Source organism: Moraxella canis, from assembly GCF_034424565.1.
GTDB classification, from domain to species: domain Bacteria; phylum Pseudomonadota; class Gammaproteobacteria; order Pseudomonadales; family Moraxellaceae; genus Moraxella; species Moraxella canis.
The window spans coordinates 50,720-71,480 of record NZ_CP139961.1; the positions used below are offsets into that span (position 1 = coordinate 50,720).

General features: G+C 44.7%; 19 protein-coding genes and 1 tRNA gene. 16 read left to right on the top strand and 4 right to left on the bottom strand.

What is annotated here, in order from left to right; all coding sequences use genetic code 11:
* Window positions 1-59: 59 nt before the first annotated feature.
* From accC to U0021_RS00215, 10 genes are all read left to right on the top strand, one after another.
* Complete coding sequence (gene accC / locus U0021_RS00170) at window positions 60-1,433, top strand: acetyl-CoA carboxylase biotin carboxylase subunit (protein ID WP_114800548.1); 1,374 nt, start codon at window positions 60-62, stop codon at window positions 1,431-1,433.
* Between the two features lie 8 nt (window positions 1,434-1,441).
* A complete protein-coding gene (gene pxpB / locus U0021_RS00175; RefSeq protein WP_114800547.1) occupies window positions 1,442-2,131 on the top strand; it encodes a 5-oxoprolinase subunit PxpB in 690 nt (229 codons plus the stop codon).
* Between the two features lie 10 nt (window positions 2,132-2,141).
* A complete protein-coding gene (locus U0021_RS00180) occupies window positions 2,142-3,065 on the top strand; it encodes a 5-oxoprolinase subunit C family protein (protein ID WP_114800546.1) in 924 nt (307 codons plus the stop codon).
* A gap of 33 nt (window positions 3,066-3,098) precedes the next feature.
* Complete coding sequence (gene pxpA / locus U0021_RS00185; RefSeq protein WP_114800545.1) at window positions 3,099-3,830, top strand: 5-oxoprolinase subunit PxpA; 732 nt, start codon at window positions 3,099-3,101, stop codon at window positions 3,828-3,830.
* A gap of 66 nt (window positions 3,831-3,896) precedes the next feature.
* Entirely contained in the window at window positions 3,897-5,087 is a 1,191-nt protein-coding gene (locus U0021_RS00190) for an NRAMP family divalent metal transporter (RefSeq protein ID WP_114800544.1), read from the top strand.
* Between the two features lie 15 nt (window positions 5,088-5,102).
* Window positions 5,103-5,498 (top strand): acetyl-CoA carboxylase biotin carboxyl carrier protein, encoded by a 396-nt coding sequence (locus U0021_RS00195; protein ID WP_078256285.1) that lies wholly within the window; start codon window positions 5,103-5,105, stop codon window positions 5,496-5,498.
* Between the two features lie 809 nt (window positions 5,499-6,307).
* On the top strand, window positions 6,308-7,717 hold the full coding sequence (locus tag U0021_RS00200) for a TolC family protein (protein WP_114800543.1): 1,410 nt from the start codon (window positions 6,308-6,310) through the stop codon (window positions 7,715-7,717).
* 68 nt (window positions 7,718-7,785) lie between these two features.
* Window positions 7,786-8,943, top strand: a complete 1,158-nt coding sequence (locus U0021_RS00205) for an HlyD family secretion protein (RefSeq protein WP_114800542.1) — start codon at window positions 7,786-7,788, stop codon at window positions 8,941-8,943.
* A 23-nt stretch (window positions 8,944-8,966) separates the two neighbouring features.
* Window positions 8,967-10,148: an ABC transporter permease gene (locus U0021_RS00210; protein ID WP_114800541.1), complete on the top strand. Its 1,182-nt coding sequence runs from the start codon at window positions 8,967-8,969 to the stop codon at window positions 10,146-10,148.
* A complete protein-coding gene (locus U0021_RS00215) occupies window positions 10,148-11,248 on the top strand; it encodes an ABC transporter permease (protein WP_114800540.1) in 1,101 nt (366 codons plus the stop codon). The genes U0021_RS00210 and U0021_RS00215 overlap by 1 nt, the downstream gene beginning before the upstream one ends.
* Before the next feature lie 94 nt (window positions 11,249-11,342).
* Here U0021_RS00215 and U0021_RS00220 read toward each other — a convergent pair whose 3' ends face one another.
* Window positions 11,343-11,720: a hypothetical protein gene (locus U0021_RS00220; protein ID WP_114800539.1), complete on the bottom strand. Its 378-nt coding sequence runs from the start codon at window positions 11,718-11,720 to the stop codon at window positions 11,343-11,345.
* 198 nt (window positions 11,721-11,918) lie between these two features.
* On the opposite strand from U0021_RS00220, the gene U0021_RS00225 reads away from it, so the two are divergent.
* The 3 genes from U0021_RS00225 to U0021_RS00235 all read left to right on the top strand — a co-directional run bounded on the left by U0021_RS00225 (window position 11,919) and on the right by U0021_RS00235 (window position 13,340).
* On the top strand, window positions 11,919-12,473 hold the full coding sequence (locus U0021_RS00225; protein ID WP_114800538.1) for a hypothetical protein: 555 nt from the start codon (window positions 11,919-11,921) through the stop codon (window positions 12,471-12,473).
* Between the two features lie 102 nt (window positions 12,474-12,575).
* Window positions 12,576-12,935, top strand: a complete 360-nt coding sequence (locus tag U0021_RS00230; RefSeq protein WP_114800537.1) for a hypothetical protein — start codon at window positions 12,576-12,578, stop codon at window positions 12,933-12,935.
* A gap of 114 nt (window positions 12,936-13,049) precedes the next feature.
* Window positions 13,050-13,340, top strand: coding sequence for a hypothetical protein (locus U0021_RS00235; protein WP_114800536.1), 291 nt, complete (start codon window positions 13,050-13,052; stop codon window positions 13,338-13,340).
* A 221-nt stretch (window positions 13,341-13,561) separates the two neighbouring features.
* Here U0021_RS00235 and U0021_RS00240 read toward each other — a convergent pair.
* Window positions 13,562-13,648, bottom strand: a tRNA-Leu gene (locus tag U0021_RS00240).
* 276 nt (window positions 13,649-13,924) lie between these two features.
* Between U0021_RS00240 and ppk2 the strand changes: the two genes are divergently transcribed.
* From ppk2 to nfsB, 3 genes are all read left to right on the top strand, one after another.
* Entirely contained in the window at window positions 13,925-15,109 is a 1,185-nt protein-coding gene (gene ppk2 / locus U0021_RS00245) for a polyphosphate kinase 2 (RefSeq protein ID WP_227538704.1), read from the top strand.
* Between the two features lie 163 nt (window positions 15,110-15,272).
* Entirely contained in the window at window positions 15,273-16,865 is a 1,593-nt protein-coding gene (xseA, locus tag U0021_RS00250; RefSeq protein WP_227538703.1) for an exodeoxyribonuclease VII large subunit, read from the top strand.
* Window positions 16,865-17,521 (top strand): oxygen-insensitive NAD(P)H nitroreductase, encoded by a 657-nt coding sequence (gene nfsB / locus U0021_RS00255; RefSeq protein WP_114800535.1) that lies wholly within the window; start codon window positions 16,865-16,867, stop codon window positions 17,519-17,521. The genes xseA and nfsB overlap by 1 nt, the downstream gene beginning before the upstream one ends.
* A 57-nt stretch (window positions 17,522-17,578) precedes the next feature.
* On the opposite strand, the gene dusB is transcribed toward nfsB, so the two are convergent.
* Both dusB and recD read right to left on the bottom strand, forming a co-directional pair.
* Window positions 17,579-18,595 carry a tRNA dihydrouridine synthase DusB gene (gene dusB, locus U0021_RS00260; protein ID WP_114800534.1) on the bottom strand — a complete coding sequence of 339 codons (1,017 nt, stop codon included), beginning with the start codon at window positions 18,593-18,595 and terminating at the stop codon, window positions 17,579-17,581.
* Window positions 18,596-18,706: 111 nt separating this feature from the next.
* The gene (gene recD / locus U0021_RS00265) at window positions 18,707-20,755 is read right to left on the bottom strand and encodes an exodeoxyribonuclease V subunit alpha (protein ID WP_114800533.1); all 2,049 of its coding nucleotides are present in this window, start codon (window positions 20,753-20,755) and stop codon (window positions 18,707-18,709) included.
* Window positions 20,756-20,761 lie beyond the last annotated feature (6 nt).

The following is a 20,761-nucleotide window of genomic DNA, read 5'->3' on the forward strand; positions in this document are numbered from 1 at the left end:
TTCTTAACAATAAAGTTTTGCAGAAATTCTAACACTATAAATATTAAAAAGGAAATGATATGGCTAAATTTAATAAAATTTTGATCGCCAATCGTGGCGAGATTGCCCTACGCATTATCCGTGCGTGTCGTGAACTTGGTATTAAATCAGTACTTGTCTATTCTACTGCTGACAAAGACAGCCTGCCTGTCCGTCTTGCTGATGAGACGGTGTGTATTGGCAGTCATTTACCAAAAGACAGCTATCTGAACCAACGTGCTATTATCGCTGCTGCCGAACTGATGGGTGTAGATGCGATCCATCCTGGCTATGGTTTTTTGTCAGAAAATGCCGATTTTGCCGAATTTGTTGAAAATCAAGGCTTTACCTTTATTGGCCCTACCGCCACAAATATTCGCATGATGGGTGATAAAGTGGCCGCCAAAGACACTATGATAGCGTCAGGCGTGCCATGTGTGCCAGGATCTGACGGCGCTTTGCCTGATGATGATCATGAGATTATCGCGATTGCCGAAAAGGTCGGTTTGCCCGTCATCATCAAAGCTGCAGGTGGTGGCGGTGGGCGAGGTATGCGAGTCGTTGAGACGATGGATGAGCTGCTGTCTGCTGTTACTATGACCAAAAAAGAAGCCATGAGTGCCTTTGGCAATCCTGTGGTCTATATGGAGCGCTATCTTAAAAACCCACGCCACATTGAAATTCAAGTTATCGCCGACACGCATGGTAACGCCATTCATCTCGGTGAGAGAGACTGCTCTATGCAGCGCAGACATCAAAAAATCATTGAGGAAGCTCCGGCTCCATTTATTGATGAAACTGCACGCCAAAAAATCGGTGATGCGTGTGTCAAAGCCTGTCGTGATATGGGTTATCGTGGGGTGGGCACATTTGAATTTTTGTATGAAAATGGCGAATTTTTCTTTATTGAGATGAACACTCGCATTCAAGTCGAACACCCTGTGACCGAACTTGTAACAGGCGTAAACCTAATATCCGAGCAAATCCGTGTCGCTGAAGGTGCGCCCTTACAGTTCACCCAAGACAACATTACGCTGACAGGGCATGCCTTTGAATGCCGTATCAATGCCGAGCACCCTTTTACACTCATGCCATCAGCCGGCGTCATCAGCTACTGTCATTTGCCTGCAGGCTATGGTATGCGAGTGGATAGCCATATTTATACAGGCTATAAAATCCCTGCTTATTATGACAGCTTGATTGGCAAAATCTGCGTTCATGCACCGACCCGTAAGCTTGCCATGCAAAAGATGAAATCGGCACTAAGCGAACTTGATATCCAAGGTATACAAACCAACAAGGCTCTACACCAAGCGATGTTTGATGACAAATCGTTTAGCAAAGGTGGCGTAAGCATTCATTATTTGACGCACTGGCTTGAAAATTATATCAACAACCAACCGAATCACAAGTAAGGGAAAATATGGAATTCCAAGCCATTTGGCAGTTTTCATCAGAGCGGACTCTTGTGCTGCTTTTGGATGGCGAGATTAGTCTTGATAAGCAAAAATTATGTTGGTCACTTGCTGAGTATTTAAAAGAAAACCCGATTGTTGTTGAAACGGTCGTGGGCATGAATGCTTTGACCTTATATTTAGACATAAGCACGATAAAATCCGCCAAATGCCTGAATACCCAAAGGGAGATTTTGCAAGCTTTGACTGATGAATTTGTTGCCAATTTTAATCCAGTAAGCAATACCCAAAGTAGTGGCAAGCACGTCAAAATCCCTGTCATCTATGGCGGAGAGTTTGGGATGGATTTGACGGATAGTGCCAAGCGTCTTGGTATGAGCGTGATTGAGCTTGTAGAGCGACACTCTGCACCGATTTATACCGTATATTTTATTGGCTTTCAAGCAGGCTTTCCCTACCTTGGCGGTCTGCCTGATGAGCTGCACCTGCCACGTCATACCAAGCCACGCACCAATGTACCAGCAGGTTCGGTGGGCATTGGCGGTGCTCAAACAGGCATATATCCTTTTGCATCGCCTGGCGGTTGGCAGCTGCTTGGGCGGACACAGTTACCCTTATTTGATAAAGCAAATACGCCCCCGACTCTCTTGCAGGCAGGCGATACGCTACAATTTGTCGTACAAGATATTTTAGAGTAAGGGTTATTATATGTTGAAAATTAACACTTTAACAGCCATTGCCAGTATTCAAGATTTGGGGCGTGTGGGGTATTTGGGACTTGGCATTGGTAAATGTGGGGCAATGGATCGCCTATCTTTACGCCTTGGTAATGCCCTACTTGGTAACAATGACAATGCACCCGCCCTAGAGGTGACTCTTGGTGGTCTGACAGCGACATTCAGCCAAGATATAACGTTTTGCCTGACGGGGGCATATGTTGAGGCGACACTTGACGATACAGTTGTCATCACAGGCTACCGTTATTTTGCCAAAGCTGGGCAAACGCTCACTATTAAACGCATCATCAAGGGAATGCACGCATATTTGTGCGTGCAAAGCGGATTTGATGTCGCATCTGAGCTAGGCTCAGCAAGTACCGATGTCAAAACAGGCTTGGGGGGCGTTGGGCGAGCGGTGCAATCAGGCGACGAGCTGCCTTACCAAGCAGGCACACAGATGAGTGAAATGGGTGCGCCAGGTCCTTATGACTTTCATCAATTCACCACTATTCACGTCATTAAAAGCAGTGAATATGACAAAATTATCAAAGAACAAGATGACTTTAGCGAACAAACCTACACCCTATCCCCTAATTCCAACCGCATGGGCTATCGCCTAGAAGGTGCGCCCCTTGTCTTTGATGCCATTGAGATGAAATCGCACGGTGTGGATTTTGGTATGATACAAGTGCCGCCAGATGGCAAGCCCATTGTACTCATGGCGGACGCACAGACTACAGGTGGTTATCCTAAGATTGGAGCAGTGATTGAGGCGGATTTGGGGCGACTTGCCCAGTTGCGATTTGGCGGGCAAGTACAATTTAAGTGGGTGGATATGGACTTTGCCATTGATAGCCTTACCAAACAAAATGCCCATATTCGCCAGGTGGCTTATATGGCAAAGCGGTTCTAGGTCGCCTTTTAACTTTTAAAACAAGGATAAAACATGAATATTGATTTAAATGCCGATGTTGCCGAAGGTTTTGCTTTTGATAAAGAGCTTATGGCCATTGTCAGCTCAGCTAACATCTGTGCCGGGCTGCACGCAGGCGGTGTCGCGGATATGGTCAAAACTTTGAGCCATGCCAAAGAAAACGGCGTAAAGATCGGCATACACCCAAGCTATGATGACCGTGAAAATTTTGGGCGTACCAATCATCGCCTTGGACATGAGGACGTGCGTGCATTATTATTTTATCAAATGGGTGCGGTATGTGCGGTGTGCAACACGATGGGACTAACACCAAGCTATGTCAAACCACACGGCGCACTGTACAATCAAGCCGGCACAGACCCTGATCTTGCTCAAGCCATCGCGCAGGCAGTACATGACTTTAACCCAAGCTTTGCACTCATGGGGCTATCAGGTAGCGAGCTAATTCGTGCAGGCAAAAAGCTTGGGCTGACAACCATCTCTGAAGCTTTTGCTGACAGGCATTATAATGCTGATGGCACGCTTGTTTCGCGCACCCTGCCAAATGCCCTTATCCATGATGAAAATGAAGCGATCAGCCAAGTTGTCCGCATGGTAGAAAAAGGCGAAGTTGTTGCTGAGGACGGTACAGTCATTGCTCTTGATGTGGATAGTATTTGCTTGCACGGCGATGGCGAACATGCCCTTGCTTTTGCTAAGAAAATCAAAGAAAATTTATTGGCTCGAGGTATTACAATTGGTTAGGTTTTGATTTAACCACCAGGATTATGTTAATCAACATCATTGTTGCTTTTGGTAATAAGGAAATTTATGAAAAATACCAATAACTCTGTCAACCGCTCCGCCATTTTGGGAGCGGCATTTTTAATGGCGACATCCGCAGTAGGACCAGGATTTTTAACCCAAACTGCCACGTTTACCGAAAAATTGGGGGCAAGTTTTGGCTTTGTTATCTTGATGTCTATCATCATGGATATTGGTGTGCAATTGAACGTTTGGCGCGTGATTGCCATTTCAAAAATGAAAGCCCAAGAGATTGCCAATCTTGTGTTACCCGGGATGGGCTATGTGCTTGCCGCCCTCATCATCATGGGTGGGCTTGCCTTTAATATCGGTAATATCGGTGGCGCGGGGCTTGGCGTGCAGTCAGTATTTGGCATTGATCCTGTCATTGGAGCATTAGTGTCAGGTGTGATTGCCGTTGGGATATTTTTGAGTAAAGAAGCAGGGTCTTTGGTAGATAAATTTGCTCAAATGATGGGTTTTGTGCTGATTGCACTGATTATCTATGTGGTATTTAGCACCAATCCGCCCTTTGGTGAAGCCATCGCACGCACCATCGCCCCTGAAAAAATTGATGCCATGGCAATCGTTACACTGGTGGGCGGTACGGTGGGCGGATACATTACATTTTCTGGAGCTCACCGACTACTAGACGCAGGCATAACAGGCAAAGAAAACTTACCAGAGGTCTCCAAAAGCTCCATTCAAGGCATTTTGGCGGCGTCCGTCATTCGCGTATTCTTATTCTTGGCTTGTCTTGGTGTGGTTTCGTCCGGCGTGGCAATGATGGCAGATAACCCTGCTCTCACGCCATTTATGCACGGACTTGGTGACACAGGTCGGATTATCTTTGGTGTGGTCATTTGGGCAGCATCTATCACATCTGTGATTGGCTGTGCTTATACATCTGTATCATTTATGACCAATTTTCATCCTGTCATTGCCAAATATAGCCGTTACTTTATCATTGGTTTTATCGCCATCTCAACACTTGTCTTTGCAACCATTGGCAGACCCGCTCAGGTGCTTGTACTTGTGGGAACATTAAATGGCTTGGTATTACCCATTGCTCTTGTGGTTATCTTGCTTGCCGCTTATCGCAAAAAAATCATCGGCGATTATAAGCACCCTGTATGGATGGCGGTATTTGGCTGGATTGTGGCGGTTGCCATGTCAATTTTGAGCATCATTACCATTTCTAAATACTTAGCGGGATAAAAGATAGGTTGAAAAATGATTGATTTTGAAAAGATTCAAAAAGTGGTCGATCTGGCAAGCCAAAGCGGGCTTTATGAAATTGAAATCACCGATGGTGACAAGCGCATCAAAGTGGTCAATGGCACTTCGGCAAATCAAGTAAATGTCAATACTCAAGCGCCTGCCCTGCCCGCCGATATGGCAAATAGTCACACTGATGACAGTCAAACCATTATCGCGACAAGCGTGGGGCGATTTGTGCCTATTGCCAAACTCGGCGATACCATTAATGTCGGCGATATGGTAGCAAGTGTGGAAGCGCTTGGGGTGCTATCACCGATTACTGCTGACAAAGCAGGCGTAGTAAGCGAAGTGTTTTTAGGTGATGGAGATAAAGTGGAGTATGGCACGACACTTATAGCACTGTCTTAATGTAGCATAAAATAAAAATCGGACGAAGATGCGTCCGATTTTTTCTAACTAAGCGGTAAAAGATGAGATAGTCAACGATGAAAACAATCTAAGAGCTGTTTGGATTTAGAATTTTTCATACATGAGAATATAGCAAAACTACTATAAAAAAAAGGATTTTTGGGGCTATGAGCAATGTGGGTTTATCATCAAAGTTGTTTTATCAAAGATAGGTATATTAAGGCATTCAACCATGAAACTGCTCTGACGCCATCAAATTAATACAGTGATTACAACCATATCTTTTTTGATTAAGAAAAACAGATATGAATACAGTGATTATTATTGTTTTAATCAATTTGAACTCATAATTGGAGTTGAAATATTTGATTTTAGATCTATTGGTAAGGGCGCTGGCGAAAACACTGATATAGATGTGAGTTGGTGGGGTACTGGTCGGTGCCGATTAAAATTTTTACAAAACCAATCTCAGCCATCGTGATGACAATAAATAACCAGACACCACCAAACCCATCTCAGTTTCTACCGCTGTATCTTATGGCTTTGGTGTGCATATAGTTGCCACACCGCCCTATCAAACCACATAAACCACAATTCATCCCAAAAATCAACTTAAAATGAATACCTTAGGGTTATCAAATGCTGATCAGTCGCTATTGAAAATACCATCATCGCTTGTTATCATACAGCATGGATATATTCACTGCCTGTCATTGGTCAAGAATTATTAATTAAATTTTTAATATAAATTAATATTCTACATACCATCGGCTCATCATATTTCACGTGCTTTACTGTTTGCTTTTATTATGAAAATGCCTTATTTACTACTTTTGGGCTTATTATTGAGCCAGCAGGCTTATAGCGACTATAGCTTGCTTGATGCCCAAAGACAGCTCATGAGCAACAGCCCCACCATTCAAGCAAGCAATGCTTTGTATCAAGCCGATGTCTTGCAAGCAGAATCACTACAAAAATTACACTATCCTAGGGTGTCGCTCAATGTACACGCCTTTACGCTGCACCAAAATAGCAGCATTCCTTTAGATAATATCAAAGAGCAGACGGCTGAGCACATCAACGCGCATTTTGACCATCGCTTTGATAATGCGCCATCAAGCTTACTAGACACCTTACATGCTGGCACCCAAAGCGCCCTTGATCGCCTGCCCAGTTATCAAGATGTCAGGCTACGCCATGATGGCGTCACGCCGAGTATCTCTGCCATTATGCCAATTTATACAGGCGGATTGATCAGCAGCGCCAAAAATATTGCCAACCTACAAGCAGAGCGCGGCGAATTTGGGCTACAAGATCAAACTTCTTTGGCGAAACTTAACTTAATCCGCCACTATTTTAATGTAAAGCTGCAAGAGCAGCTCACCACTTCCCAACAAAAAATGCTCAACGCCATGCAGCTGCATGTGAATAACGCTTATAAACTAGAGCAACAAGGCTTTATCAGTCGTGGGCAGCGTATGCAGTTTGAAGTGGCGCGTAACCAAGTTCAAAGGCTGCATCAAGCCGCCCAAAATCAGCATCAAAACAGCATTTATGAGCTTGAGTCATTGCTTGGCTTGTCTCGGCTTGATAGGCTTAGTACGCCGCTATTTATCAACACCAAAGAGCGCCCTGATTGGCAAGCCTTAGTTAGCGCTTCCCAAAATGCGCCATTAAATCAAAAACTTGAAGCCGATATTCGTCTTGCTGATGCCAATATCGCACTCAGACAATCCACCAAAAAACCCAAAGTCGCTGCAGTCGCTCGTTATACTTTGGATGATGAGCCGGACTGGTTTGCCGGGGTGATAGTTCAGTATAATTTGTTCTCAGGGATCGATCGCGATAAACAAGTCCAAGCGGCGCATCTACAAAAACAAGCAGCTCAATCAGGTCGCGATCGTGTGAATCAGCATATTGAAACCACCATGCATACCGCCTACGGTGAGATGGCACTTGCACAAAGCACACACGCCCTACTTCAGCAAAATCGTCAAGCTGCCGAAGAAAACTTGCGCATCCAAACTTTGTCTTTTCAAGAAGGATTTGGGACAGTGACCAATGTGGTCGATGCGCAGACTGCTTTATCGCAGATCGAAAGTGAAACGGCACTCAATGCGTATCGATATATCTTGGCGCTTGCGACACTGCTGCACCATACGGGATCGATTGATGAATTTTATAGCCATCTGTATTTGCCTGATGTGCATCGACTGTGATTGATTAAATCAGTAGTTTATAAACCAAATCATGAGACAATTTAACACATTAACCACAGACAACATCTATGACTGATAACACTGATGACGAAAAGCAAAGTGCTGAGACTGGCTACCCAAAAAAGAAATCTACTCTGACCGCTGATCAGCGCAAGCGTATCGCTGCCAAGCTGCTATTAGTGCTGATTGGTGCGGTATTGGGCGTGATCATTTTTGGGCTGATGCAAAGCTATGATACCAAGCATAGTACGCCTGCAGGTAATAATCAGCTGAATACCAATGACTCAAAATCAGGCTTAATCGGCAGCGTCAGACAAAAAATTGCCAAACCGACCACATTTAGTATCCAAGGACGCGTCGAGGGCGAAACGGTCAATATCAGCACCAAACTGCCTAGCCGCATCGATACCATCTATGTCAAAGAAGGTCAAACAGTCAAAGCAGGTGATCCTCTGGTTGAGCTAAGCAGCCCTGAAATCGAAGCCAAAAAACAGCAAGCTGCCGCCATGCTACAGTCCGCCCTTGCCTTCCAGGCTTCTACTGATCGTGGTACAAGACAAGAAAATGTGGATACGCTGTACGCCAACTGGCAAAGTGCAGAAGCTCAGGCAGCTTTGGCAGCCGATACTTTCCGTCGCAGTGACTATCTGTATCAAGAAGGCGTCATCTCGCGTCAGCGCCGCGATGAAATGCAAGCTGCGCATCGGTCATCTGCTCAAATCGCCCATGCAGCGCATCAGCAATACCTAAAAGCTGAGCGTGGTCGCACCGATGAATTAAAATCGTCTGCCGACGCCCAAGTCCAAATCGCGCGAGCGGCGGTTGCCGAAGCCAATGCTTTGGAAGCCGAAACCATGCTTTATGCGCCCATTGATGGTACGGTCTCAAAAATCTATGCCCAAACCACCGAGCTGATCATGCCGGCGGTGCCTGTGATGAGCCTGCTTGACAATCACCCTACCGTCAGTATCAATATCCAAGAAGATCAATACAGCCATGTGCAAGCCTTGCCCAAGCTGACCGGCTTTATCCCTGCGCTCAATAAAAGTGCCGATTTCAAAATCGTGCATACTGATGCTGAAGGCGAATTTGCCACCATCAAAAATACCAGACAAACCGGCGGCTATGATATACATAGCTTTAAAGCCAAACTTGAGCCAATCGCACCCATTGAAGGCTTAAAAGTGGGTATGAGCGTCGTATTTGACATTACTGTGACACCTTAAATTATCAGATTAGGGTATTTGTCATGGCAATCGATCCTACTCGCTTTATCCGTGCTTTTTGTCATGCGTTTGGGCGTGAGCTTGACCGCTTATCACGCAGCCGATTTGACTTAGTGATGGTGATGGCAATGCCTTTGATGATCATTGTGCTGTTTGGGGCGATGTTTTATCATGGGAAGGCGCATCATCTGCCTGTGGCGTTGATTGATGAAGATCATAGCACCTTGAGCAGTTTGATACATCATCGTATCAGCCATAATGAAGCTGTGCACGTTGCGCTTAGCTCAACCGATATACAAGATGCGCACCATGCCATCAATCGCTTGGAAGTTGGGGGATATATTCATATTCCGAGCGGTGCTCAGAGCCGACTGGTGCGCGGTGAGAACACTGGCATCCACATCGCTTATAACCAGTCTTTTTTTAGCATTGGCAGTGCTGTGTCATCGGCTTTATCGAGTAGCACCAAAGGGGCTGTCGCTGAATTTGTCAAAACCGAACACCTGAACGGCGTATTACCCCACCTGCCTGTCGATGTGCCGCACATCAAAGTATCTGTGCTATTTAATCCCAATTTAAGTTATGAATTTTTCTTGGAGCCGTTTTTGGTGCCAGCGGTGCTGCATTTGCTGCTGTGCTGCTTGGTGGCAAATGCCATTGGTCAAGAATTTCGCGAGCGAACAACACACGAATGGCTACAAAAATCACCTGTGGGCGCCTTGTTTGGCAAGCTGTGGGTTTATGTGCTGATTATCAGCCTTTGGCATTGGCTGTGGCAGGCGTGGCTGGTAGGCGTGCGCGGTTGGTTTGTGGCAGGTTCGCTATTTGTGCTTATCATTGGTCAGCTGCTGTTTTATATTGCTTATGCCCTATTTGGTGCGATGGTCGTGCTAAGAACTCAAGATGTCAATAAAAGCTATGGCGTTTTAGCCGTCTATGGCGGTTCATCGATGAGTTTTGCAGGTGTGACGCTGCCATTAAACAACGCGCCTGGATTTACCCAGTTTTGGTCAGAAATCATCCCTTTTACGCCCTTTGCGCGTTTGCAGGTCGAGCAGTGGGTGATTGGCAGCCCAGTGAGCATCAGCCTACCAAACCTTAAATCCCTGCTGATATTTGTCCTGATTTTTGGTGCGATCAGTGTCTTTATTGTGCACCGCCACCACTCATTAGCAATCCGACCACTTGGTATGGACAAGGAGTGATGATGCGCTTTATCAAAAAGTATGCCAGCATTTGGCTAGACATTGTCAAAGACCGATCTATTTTTTTGACCATGGTGCTGTCGGTGGTGTTTTATAGCTTTTTTTATCCTTTTGCTTATCAGGCTGAACGCCCTGCCGACCTACCCATCATCATCGTCGACGAAGAGCGAAGTCCGCTGACCCAAGCCATCATCCATACCGCGAGCCATACGCCAAATATACACGTTTTGGCGATCACTGACAGCTTTAATGACGCTCAAAGCATGGTGCAATCTGGGCAAGCAGATGGCATTTTATTGCTGCCTTATAATCTTAGCCAAAGCATTCACCATGGCGAAACAGGCGGCATTGGGCTTTATCTTAGTTCGGCGTATTTTTTGCGTATCCAAAATATCGGTGCAGGCTTAGTGTCATCACTACAGGCGACCATCATTGATGAGCTAGGACAAGTCACCCAAACCAGGCATAAGCCCATACCGCAGATTATTCATACCAGCGCATTATTTAATCCTTTATCGGGCTATGGCAGCTATATTTTTCCTGCGGTGGCGCCGCTGATTGTGCATCAGACAGTCGTGCTTGGTCTTGCCATGCTGGTAGCAGGCTATCGCCAGCGACAATGGCGTGCAACCGCTTCTGATTTTTTAGCGATTTATGCTGTGGCGCTGACCATTGGTTGTTTGTCGTGTTTTTATTTATTTGGATTTGCTTTTTGGTGGCACGATTATCCCAGGGGCGGCAACTTTTGGGGGATGATGCTTGGTGTACCCATCTTTGTCAGCTGCGCAATCGGCGTGGCTTTATTGATCGCATCGTGGGTCAATGGTAGCGAAAAAGTGGGCGTGCTGCTGATTTTTACTTCTGTGCCATTATTTATGCTGACAGGACTTGCTTATCCTTTGATCGCGATGCCAAAATTTGTGCAAGCCATCGCCCATGCCCTGCCTACCACGCAAGGCGTACAAATGTTTGTGCAGCTTAATCAAATGGGCGTACCCACCCAAGATGTGTGGCAAAAGATGGTGTATTTGGCGAGCATGGCGGCGGCTTGCTTGATCATCGCGTTTTGGCGGCTAAGCTCAGTGAAAAAATCGATTTGAATTCTATAGAACAAAAAATGGTTATTTTCAATCTAATTTTGAAAATAACCAGGGTTTATAAATTCTAAAAAAGCGCTAAATCTAGCGCTTTTTGTTATGCAATCAAAGCGTAATAAAGTGCAACGACAAAATCCTTGCTCTCTTTGATAAAATCAACACTTTCTGAACCAAACTCCGCAAAGATCTCATATAAAATCCAGCCTACCAAAATCACTGGCCAAAACGGGGCGAATATCAGCCAGAACATGTCGATCTCAAAAACAGCCAAAGCAAAACCGTAACCTGCCCATCCAAGGAAATAAACACCCAAAAAAAACAACTTACCAAAAGCGGTATTTATCCGCTTAGTCACCTCACTACTTTCAACTGGTGGATAAGAGGCAGGGGTAACTGTACTCATCGCCCTAAAGGCGTCAGCCCGACCAACATCATAGCCAGTGCTATAACCACTATCTTTATTATAAAAACCCATATTACCACCCCATCATTGTCGCTTTTTTATATTTTAAACCCACTTTTATAATAGGTCAATTATCTTTTTAAATATTAATACTTTAAACCCTAACAACGGTACATACTTTAAATACTTGTTTTTACAAAAAGGTTATTCTAGAATAACTTATTAGGATTAATCTTTTATGATTGGGTTTCTTAAGTTCGGGAGTTTATTATGATGCGTTTTGTTGATCATCCAGATCGTCCTGAAGAAGTCGATGGCTATCCGGTGCGTTATTATGAAGATACGGGCAAAGTGGCGGTTGATCGCCCGGTTGATGAACAACTGTTAATGGTGCGTCCTTATGTGCCTTTGATTGCCTATTTGATTGAAAAATGGGGATATGCCCCTGTGGTCAATGGCGAATGTGTTGATGAATCGTTTATGCGGGTAAGAGAGCTGCCCATTTGGTATGCCAACAATATCATTGATAGCGGCTGGTTGTGGGGCGGTCAGTGGCTACGCAGCATTAATATGGATGTCATCAATCGAGGGCTTGTGCCAGGCAGCTCAGCTGCTTTACCTGTCAATCCTTATACTGGCGATTTGATTTTAACCCTAGAAGCGGCTGAAGCATTGGATTTGAGTGATTACGACCCAGGGATTGAGATTGTTCCTGCTGAAGATGGCGAGGTTTTGATTGAGGTTCGTGAGCTGATTGAAGCAATGGGCTATGTTGCTCCTAAGGAAAAATACTGGGATAAGGTTCAGTCTGATTCTGATGAATAAGCCATCATGCGTGCAGCGTTTTACCCAAGACAGCCTATTGATAGTGCTGTTTTGGGCGTTGTTCACCTATGGCGACACTGGCCCGTATTAGGAGGATGCTGGATGAAATGGCTACTACTTAAGATTTTTAAGCTGTATTTGGTGGCATTTATTTTATGGAATGGCGCGTATTTGGTGCAGCATTACTACTCTTGGTATGTGGTTGGCTTTCATTCCGTCAAATTAACCACCGAACACGGGCAGGTCTATGAGGGCTATTACACGCCCCGGCCGGGTTTGTCGGCGGTGTTTGTACATCCTTTGAGACCTGCCATGGATTGTTCCGATAAAATCGGCGGGGGACGCATCATCTTTCAAAAGTGCTTAAAGCGCACACAGATTAAAATTGACAAAGATGACATCGCCAGTTTGGAATTTGATCATCAGCAGTCCTATTCAGATAGGGAGAAGCTGTTTTTTTGACCTCCGCTTTCATAGAATACTATTTAATCGATAAGAAAGCTCATAAATCCAAAAATTTTTTGGTTAATGGCTACCTGGTAACACTTTTCTTGCCCTGATGCAATAGAGATTTTTATGATAAAAATTTTAAAAAATGATAAAACCTTAAGACGGCTGTTGATAGCGTCTTTGCTGATGACGATTTTGGTACTTTTCGCTAAAACTTATGAGGATCGGACGGATCCTGTACCTACTGGATATTTGTACGACTTGTCGAGGCGATATTATCACCCTGATAGTGATCCGACAGTGCTGCAAAAGCATCCAGAATTAAAACGCGCGCTTGAGGCGGCTTATGCCGATGGATTACTCACCAAGCCTGAGCTTAAAAATATTCAAAAGATAGAAGCTAATATTGATAGATGAAATTGTACCAATTAATTAAGCTGCTAGCTCCATAAAATCATGGAAGGTTAAATAATCATGATGATGCTTTGATTGATTAAAGAAATTTTGTCAAATATTTAGTGAGCTAAAATCCCAAGTCATTTTGAGATTTTTTTATTTTTCACAACGTTGGTTATTTTTTGATTATCAAAAGACAAAATAAAAGACCTACAACTTTCGCTGTAAGTCTTTGATTTTATTGGTACCAGTGGTCGGACTCGAACCGACACGCTTTTAAGGGCAACGGATTTTGAATCCGTCGTGTCTACCAATTTCACCACACTGGCATGTATGGTTAGCCTGTTTGGCTATGAGTGCGTATTATACCGATATTTTTACCACTGTCAACAACTTTTATAAATTTTTTTCTTTAAATTGTCATCTAAACCGCTTAAGCTCATATTAAGCCAAAAATAAGCTTGTCCATACCTTGTGATCAGTTATGGTGAAATGGTCAGTCAATATTACAAATAGCTTAACAGTTGATAACATTGTATTAACATGATAACATACTAATAGCAAGGTTTTTTGTTGTTTTACATTTGTTCACCTAAGGAGTTTTCATGACAACTACCCCAAAGCCTAAGACAGCTGCGACAAGTTCAACCACTGACGCAACTGCCCCCAAAAAAACAACATCGACTCGCGCCAAAGCATCAACTACGACAGAAGCTAAGCCAAAGCCGTCAAAAGCCGAAGTGATCATGGCTCAAACTGTGGGTCAATTAGAAGAGCTGCTTGAACATGCCACGCCTGAGGAGTTAACAGAATTTGGTGAAGCGCTCAAAGAATACCTGCCTGCTGCTCAAATCATCAGCCAAGTTCGCACCGATAGATCGCGCGATACTCAGCTGTCAGACAACTGGCGCGAAGGCGGTTATCCCTACAAATATCGCCTAAGTCGCAAAAATTACGAAGCCCAAAAATACAAGTTACAAATTGAACTTTTAAAACTTCAACACCATATCAAAACTACTGGTCAAAAACTTGTCATCATCTTTGAAGGTCGTGACGCTGCAGGTAAAGGCGGCACCATCAAGCGCTTTATGGAGCATCTAAATCCGCGTGGCGCGCGCGTGGTTGCTTTGGAAAAGCCAACCGAACAAGAACGCGGTCAGTGGTATTTTCAGCGCTATGTACAGCATCTGCCAACCGCTGGCGAAATCGTCTTGTTTGACCGCTCTTGGTATAACCGCGCTGTTGTAGAACGCGTCATGGGCTTTTGTACTGATGAAGAATATCGCATTTTTATGCATCAAGTGCCTGAGTTTGAGAAGCATTTGGTAGAATCTGGCATTCATTTGGTGAAATTTTGGTTTTCGGTTAGCCGTGAAGAGCAGCGCGCGCGTTTTGCCAGCCGTGAAAACGACCCGTTAAAACAGTGGAAACTCTCACCAGTGGACAAAGCATCGCTCAATAAATGGGATGATTATACACTTGCCAAAGAAGCCATGTTCTTTAACACTGATACGGCAGAAGCGCCTTGGATTGTGATCAAGTCTGATTGTAAAAAACGTGCACGCTTAAACGCCATGCGTTATGTGCTTAATAAATTGACCTACGAAAATAAAGACACTTCTCAAATTGGCAATATTGATCCTTTGATCGTTGGTCGTGCAGGTGCGTTGTATGAGATGGATGAGCGCACAGATTTGACTGTCGGTGCCCAATTGCCCATCAGAACAGCGGTAAATTTAACGACTAAACCTGCCAGCAAGCCCGCCAACAAAACTTCTGCAGCTGAATAAGTCTTTAAAATAAGCTCTTTGGCTTTAAAATCGCTCAAATTCGTTTGGGCGATTTTTTATGCCTTTATTTAAACAAAACCATTTACAAACGCCTAAAAGCTTAAAATTGCCAATTTGGTTTGGCTTTGCTACAATATTATCTCACTTAAATCACACCAAAATTATGCCAAAAGACTCCATCGTAGAGCGCGCCGAAGCATTGGGTGCCGCCCCGCCCGACCCCGAAACGCTATTAAATAAACATCGTCAAATTGCTGAAAGTTTTGAAGCTCAGCTTGCCAAAGCAGAGCTTTTGGATGAAAATAACTATAATTTGGCGGGCACTCAGCTGTCTTTATCGGACTATTTGACAGCGGTCAAAATGGTGATTGATGATAGTTTTGACCATGAAGTTTGGGTGCGCGCCGAGATCCGTGCCATGAATACCAAGGGCGGTCATTATTACTTTGAGTTGGCTGAGACCGATGATGCCGATCAGATCACCGCAAGCTGCCGCGCGACTTTATGGCGATTTCGTGCCAAGACAGTGATGGGCAAATTTGCCAAAATCACTGGTCAAACCCTGCAAGCAGGTGTCTCAGTCTTGGTCAAGTGCTCAGCCAGTTTTCATACCAATTACGGTTTTAGCCTAAACATCAGCGATATTGATCCAAATTATACCTTAGGCGAAATCGCCGCTGCGTATGCGCAGATGAAAAAACGACTGGCTGAAGAAGGGCTGATTCATTTAAACAAACAACATCCGATGCCGTTTGATATTCGTCATGTCATCGTGATTGCCCCTGAAAAAGCAGCAGGCTTGGGGGACTTTCGCGCTGAAGCTGATCGGCTTGCTTTGGCGGGCGCTTGCCGATTTCACTATCATCATGCGACTTTTCAAGGCAATCATGCCCCTGATGAGATACGCCTTGCGATCTCTGAGAGTTTAAGCAATTTTAAAAATGCGTATGACAGTTTGCCGGATTTGTTAGTCATCATTCGTGGCGGCGGTGCGGTTGGTGATTTGGCGTATCTGAATAATTTTGAATTGGCGGCTTTGGTGGCAGAATGCCCGATCCCTGTCTGGGTCGGCGTTGGGCATGAGCGCGACTCCGTGATTCTTGATGAAGTGGCGCATACCAGTTTTGATACGCCATCAAAAGTTGTCCTTGGTATCGAAGCGCATCTGGTCAAGATGACGCGTCAGGCGGTGGCTACGATGGAGCATTTGAGTAAACTTGCCAACATACGTCTGGCGACAGCGCAGTCAAACAGCCAACGGCAAATTGAGCGAATAAAAAGAAGCAGTTTACATGCCATCAGTATGGCAAAAAAAGACAATATATATCAGCTTAGCCATATCAAAAGCACCGCCAAGTTTCGCTACCATCAAGAAAAATTAGCACTAAGCGCCCTACTGGCTCAGACCCAAAAATCAAGCTTAGCGATCACCTTACAAGTCAAACATGCAACAAAAACTTATCTTAATCAGCATAAAATTGTGTTTGATCATTTGCAAAAAGCCAAACAAGACTGTCGGCATTTACAAAGCTTGATCTTGATTCAGCATCCAAGCCGAATGCTACAAAAGGGCTATGCGATCGTTAATAGCACTCATAGCCATAAAATCATTCAAAGCGCCAAAACGCTACAAAAAAATCAGTCGGTTAAGATAACTTTTAAAGATGGGTCAGCCAATGCCATCATCCAAGATGTCAGCATGCACCCAAGTTCTGATCACTTAATCACACCTATTAATTCTTATAAGGAGTCATAATGTCAACTGCAAGGCACCATGCCCAAAGCCGCTATACTTGTAAAGCCTACGATGCTAACCAAAAAATCAGTGAAGCGGATCTTAATGAACTACTTGAAACCCTTCGTTTGGCGCCTTCATCTATTAACAGTCAGCCATGGCAATTTTTGGTGACGGACAACGCCGATACCAAAGCCAAAATTACCCAATCCATGGTGGGCGGTGATGCGCATAATGCCGCTAAGATTAACAATGCATCGCATGTCATCATCATGTGCACACGCACCGATTTGGGCGATGCTCACTTACAAAAGGTGCTGCAAGCTGAAAAAGATGGCGGACGTTTTGCTAGCGATGATGTCATGCAGGCGCGATTTGAACTTTGCAATCATTATATTTCTCAACTGGCAGACGATCAAACAAAATTATTCCAATGGTCTGAAAATCAAACCTTTATCGCGCTTGGACACCTGCTATTTGCGGTGTCACTGATGGGGATTGATGCCACGCCGATTGGCGGCTATGATCAGGCAGTGCTAGATGAAGCGTTTGGTCTTGCTGATCAAGGATTAAAAAGCTCTGTGCTGGTTGCGCTTGGATACGCCTCACAAAATGATGGCAATAAAAATCTACCTAAGGCACGCCTAAATGCCGAAGAAGTGATTAAGTTTATTTAAATTATAAAAAATGGATTGAATACACACTCAATCCATTTTTTTTATTTATTAAAATACTCAAGAAATTGTCTTAAAAAATTCATCGACCACGGTAAATTGCTCTTTGGTGGTCTCACACGCATACATGGCATCACGAAATGCGTTAGAATTGGGCAGACCGCCCGTGTACCATGCGATGTGCTTACGGGCAATGCGGCACCCTGAATACTCCCCATAAAAGCGATATAACTCATCTAAATGTCTTAAGACCACTTCGTGGATCTCGCCAACTGTAGGCGGCGCCAATAGCTCGCCAGTCTTGGCAAAATGGATAATTTGCTGAAATAGCCAGGGCTTGCCTTGAGCTGCCCGCCCAATCATCACGGCATCTGCCCCTGTTTGGGCTTGAACATCCAAGGCTTTTTGGGGGCTGTCGATGTCGCCATTGACAATGACGGGTATTTTGACTGATTGCTTAACCTGCTGAATCAGCTCATACCGCGCCTGACCAGTATAAAAATCCTCTCGTGTGCGCCCATGAATGGCGATGGCGGCCACGCCTGACTTTTCAGCGATTTGTGCGATGTTAAGAATATTTTCTTGCCCATTGGCAAATCCCAAACGAGTTTTTAAGGTCACGGGCACATCAACTGCTGAGACGGCACTGTCAAGCAGCCGCTTAACCAAATCTTCGTCCTGAAGTAGCGCCGAGCCTGCGAGCTTACGGCAGACTTTTTTGGCAGGACAGCCCATATTAATATCAACAATCTGAGCGCCATTGTCGACTTGAAACTGGGCAGCTTGCGCCAGTTTATCAGGCTCAGCCCCTGCAATCTGCGCGCTGATGGGCGCAATTTCGCCATCAAAATTCGCGCGATAAAGGGATTTTTTACGTGCATACAGCGCCGTATCTGCAATAATCATCTCGCTGACCGCATGACCTGCACCAAATGACTTACAAAGTCTACGAAAAGGGTTATCCGTCACCCCTGCCATCGGCGCCACGAATAATCTATTTTGAATCTGCAAGCCCCCAATGGATAAGGGCTGTAGTAAAATGTTTTGATTTTCAAGGGGGTTTGAGTGTGCTTGCATTTTAAGATATCTTTTTTAGGATCGCATATTATGACATAATTTTGCCACTGATGCATAAGCAGGATAAAAATTATATTTTAGGTTTGTCAAGGTTTGGTTGAGACTGCCACATCATATACTGCGCACTTTATCAAGCCCAGTTTGACGAACCGTAGGCGTATTGATGGCATTCATCAGCGCGCCGCGCGTACTGTAGATGTGCACCGCAGATTTTGCTCGCGTGACAGCAGTATAAATCAGCTCCTTTGATAGTAGACGCTCGCTATTTTCGTCAAAGACAATGGCGACTTTTTGCCATTCAGACCCTTGTGATTTATGCACTGTGATGGCATAGGCAGTGCTTACGACGGTCTCGCTTAGCATATCAACCGCCACCATGCGCAAACTTTCACCCTCAAAGTAGACGCTAAGACCAGACGATCCCCACAAACAAATACCGATATCCCCATTAAATAAACCCAAATCATATAAATTTTTGGTGATCATCACCACACGCCCATGAAACCAAGGCGAAGCTGATGGCGGTATTTTCTGAAACGCTCGATGAGATGAGCTTAAGTAATCATTGATCTGATCATCGCCAAATGTGCCGTGATGTGAAGCACAAAGAATGCGGTAAGAATCCAATATTTCAAATAATTTTTTGACGCTATCAATGGACTCTTGAGCAGATAATTTTGCAAAACTAAAACGAAGCTGTTTACTTGCCAAAAAATAATCCTGATAGCCTTGGCTAAGTTTTTGGTATATGTCATGACCCCTTTTAGCGTGGGTGATGGGCTCAAAATCAATCTCTGCATCACGATCGATCAGCTGCTCCACCTCCTCAAAGAGTATGTTTTGACGATGATCATTAATTAGCCTTGCTAACTGACCAACCCCTGATGTGTCTGTGAAGCGTTTTGAGACTGTTAAATTGACACGCAAATGCTTTAGGCGATCAATTCGGCATAAATCAGCCAGCACCGCGCCGGCATCCACCGCAGCCAGCTGATGCGCATCACCAAGCAAAATCACACGGCAGCCAGTGGCGATGGCAGCAAACAGCTGACTTGCCAGCTCTGTGCCAAGCATGGAAGCCTCATCGACAATCAAAATATCAAGCGGCAGCTGATTGTTGGTATGATAGCGCGGACTGCCATCCGCCCCAATGCCAAGCAAGCGGTGAATGGTCTTAGGTTCAGGCAGCTGTACATCGCTATTCTCACCCAAGGATTTGAGTAAAGATTCGCTCATGCGCTGAGCCGCCTTGCCTGTAGGCGCAGCAAGCCCCAAGCGCATCAGTTTAGGCTCGCGCAGCTGATTGAGCGCGATCACAATCTGGGCAACTGTAAATGTCTTACCCGTTCCAGGACCACCAGTAATTAAGCAAAATGCCTGTTTTGAGACCAGCTTGATGGCTTCACGCTGCTCGGCATTTAGGCTATTTGGTAACTGATCCAGAGTAAACACAGGCACCTTGGCCTCACTGATGCGTAAGATATGCGCCATCAGATGTGATTCAGCCAGGTAGGCGCGATGAGTCCATAAACACAGCCCGTCTACCTGATGGCTATAATAAATCGGCGGCTCATGAGTGAGCATGCGTTGAGTCTTTGGTGCCAATATATCGCCAAAAAAAGTGTTCTTATCCAAAATACTCACAAATTGGCTCAAAGAATTGGCTTTTTTATATAAAACATAGTAAATACGCAGCATGGACAAAAACAGCGCAGTCAGCCGCTCATTTTCTATGACTGTATGATCAAGTAAGGATAATTGCCAACGAAAATTATTTAAGGTGTGCTCAACGAATTCTTTGATCTTAGCAGGATCTTCTGCATAATGATGATAATTATCAAAAAACGCAGCCCAGTCCATGCCCTCATCTGTCAATGCCTGAGCTATCACGGTCAGGCATGAATCCATGATTTTTTGTTGCCAAATGGGTATCACGCCATTCAAGCGATGACGATTGTTCAAGTCGTCATGATCATTGATGCGCAGTATCGTATGTCCTTGATTGAGCTGAAATAACAAAGCATCCTGCATGATATGATATAGCTCAAAGTCAGGCAGGCTAAGCACGCACTCAGCGGCCAAAACCTGCTTTTTGGCATACCAGTGGTGATTGTCTTGTATGCGATCGGTCACATATCGGCTAATGATATCCCCTGCCATCTTATT

Excerpts from the sequence above, each read along its gene's own strand:
- recD (WP_114800533.1), bottom strand. The coding sequence starts at position 20,755 with ATGGCAGGGGATATCATTAGCCGATATGTGACCGATCGCATACAAGAC.
- U0021_RS00210 (WP_114800541.1), top strand. The coding sequence starts at position 8,967 with ATGGCAATCGATCCTACTCGCTTTATCCGTGCTTTTTGTCATGCGTTT.
- U0021_RS00235 (WP_114800536.1), top strand. The coding sequence starts at position 13,050 with ATGATAAAAATTTTAAAAAATGATAAAACCTTAAGACGGCTGTTGATA.
- ppk2 (WP_227538704.1), top strand. The coding sequence starts at position 13,925 with ATGACAACTACCCCAAAGCCTAAGACAGCTGCGACAAGTTCAACCACT.
- nfsB (WP_114800535.1), top strand. The coding sequence starts at position 16,865 with ATGTCAACTGCAAGGCACCATGCCCAAAGCCGCTATACTTGTAAAGCC.
- xseA (WP_227538703.1), top strand. The coding sequence starts at position 15,273 with ATGCCAAAAGACTCCATCGTAGAGCGCGCCGAAGCATTGGGTGCCGCC.
- dusB (WP_114800534.1), bottom strand. The coding sequence starts at position 18,595 with ATGCAAGCACACTCAAACCCCCTTGAAAATCAAAACATTTTACTACAG.
- U0021_RS00195 (WP_078256285.1), top strand. The coding sequence starts at position 5,103 with ATGATTGATTTTGAAAAGATTCAAAAAGTGGTCGATCTGGCAAGCCAA.
- U0021_RS00205 (WP_114800542.1), top strand. The coding sequence starts at position 7,786 with ATGACTGATAACACTGATGACGAAAAGCAAAGTGCTGAGACTGGCTAC.
- U0021_RS00215 (WP_114800540.1), top strand. The coding sequence starts at position 10,148 with ATGATGCGCTTTATCAAAAAGTATGCCAGCATTTGGCTAGACATTGTC.
- U0021_RS00225 (WP_114800538.1), top strand. The coding sequence starts at position 11,919 with ATGATGCGTTTTGTTGATCATCCAGATCGTCCTGAAGAAGTCGATGGC.
- U0021_RS00200 (WP_114800543.1), top strand. The coding sequence starts at position 6,308 with ATGAAAATGCCTTATTTACTACTTTTGGGCTTATTATTGAGCCAGCAG.
- U0021_RS00230 (WP_114800537.1), top strand. The coding sequence starts at position 12,576 with ATGAAATGGCTACTACTTAAGATTTTTAAGCTGTATTTGGTGGCATTT.
- pxpB (WP_114800547.1), top strand. The coding sequence starts at position 1,442 with ATGGAATTCCAAGCCATTTGGCAGTTTTCATCAGAGCGGACTCTTGTG.
- accC (WP_114800548.1), top strand. The coding sequence starts at position 60 with ATGGCTAAATTTAATAAAATTTTGATCGCCAATCGTGGCGAGATTGCC.
- U0021_RS00180 (WP_114800546.1), top strand. The coding sequence starts at position 2,142 with ATGTTGAAAATTAACACTTTAACAGCCATTGCCAGTATTCAAGATTTG.
- U0021_RS00220 (WP_114800539.1), bottom strand. The coding sequence starts at position 11,720 with ATGGGTTTTTATAATAAAGATAGTGGTTATAGCACTGGCTATGATGTT.
- pxpA (WP_114800545.1), top strand. The coding sequence starts at position 3,099 with ATGAATATTGATTTAAATGCCGATGTTGCCGAAGGTTTTGCTTTTGAT.
- U0021_RS00190 (WP_114800544.1), top strand. The coding sequence starts at position 3,897 with ATGAAAAATACCAATAACTCTGTCAACCGCTCCGCCATTTTGGGAGCG.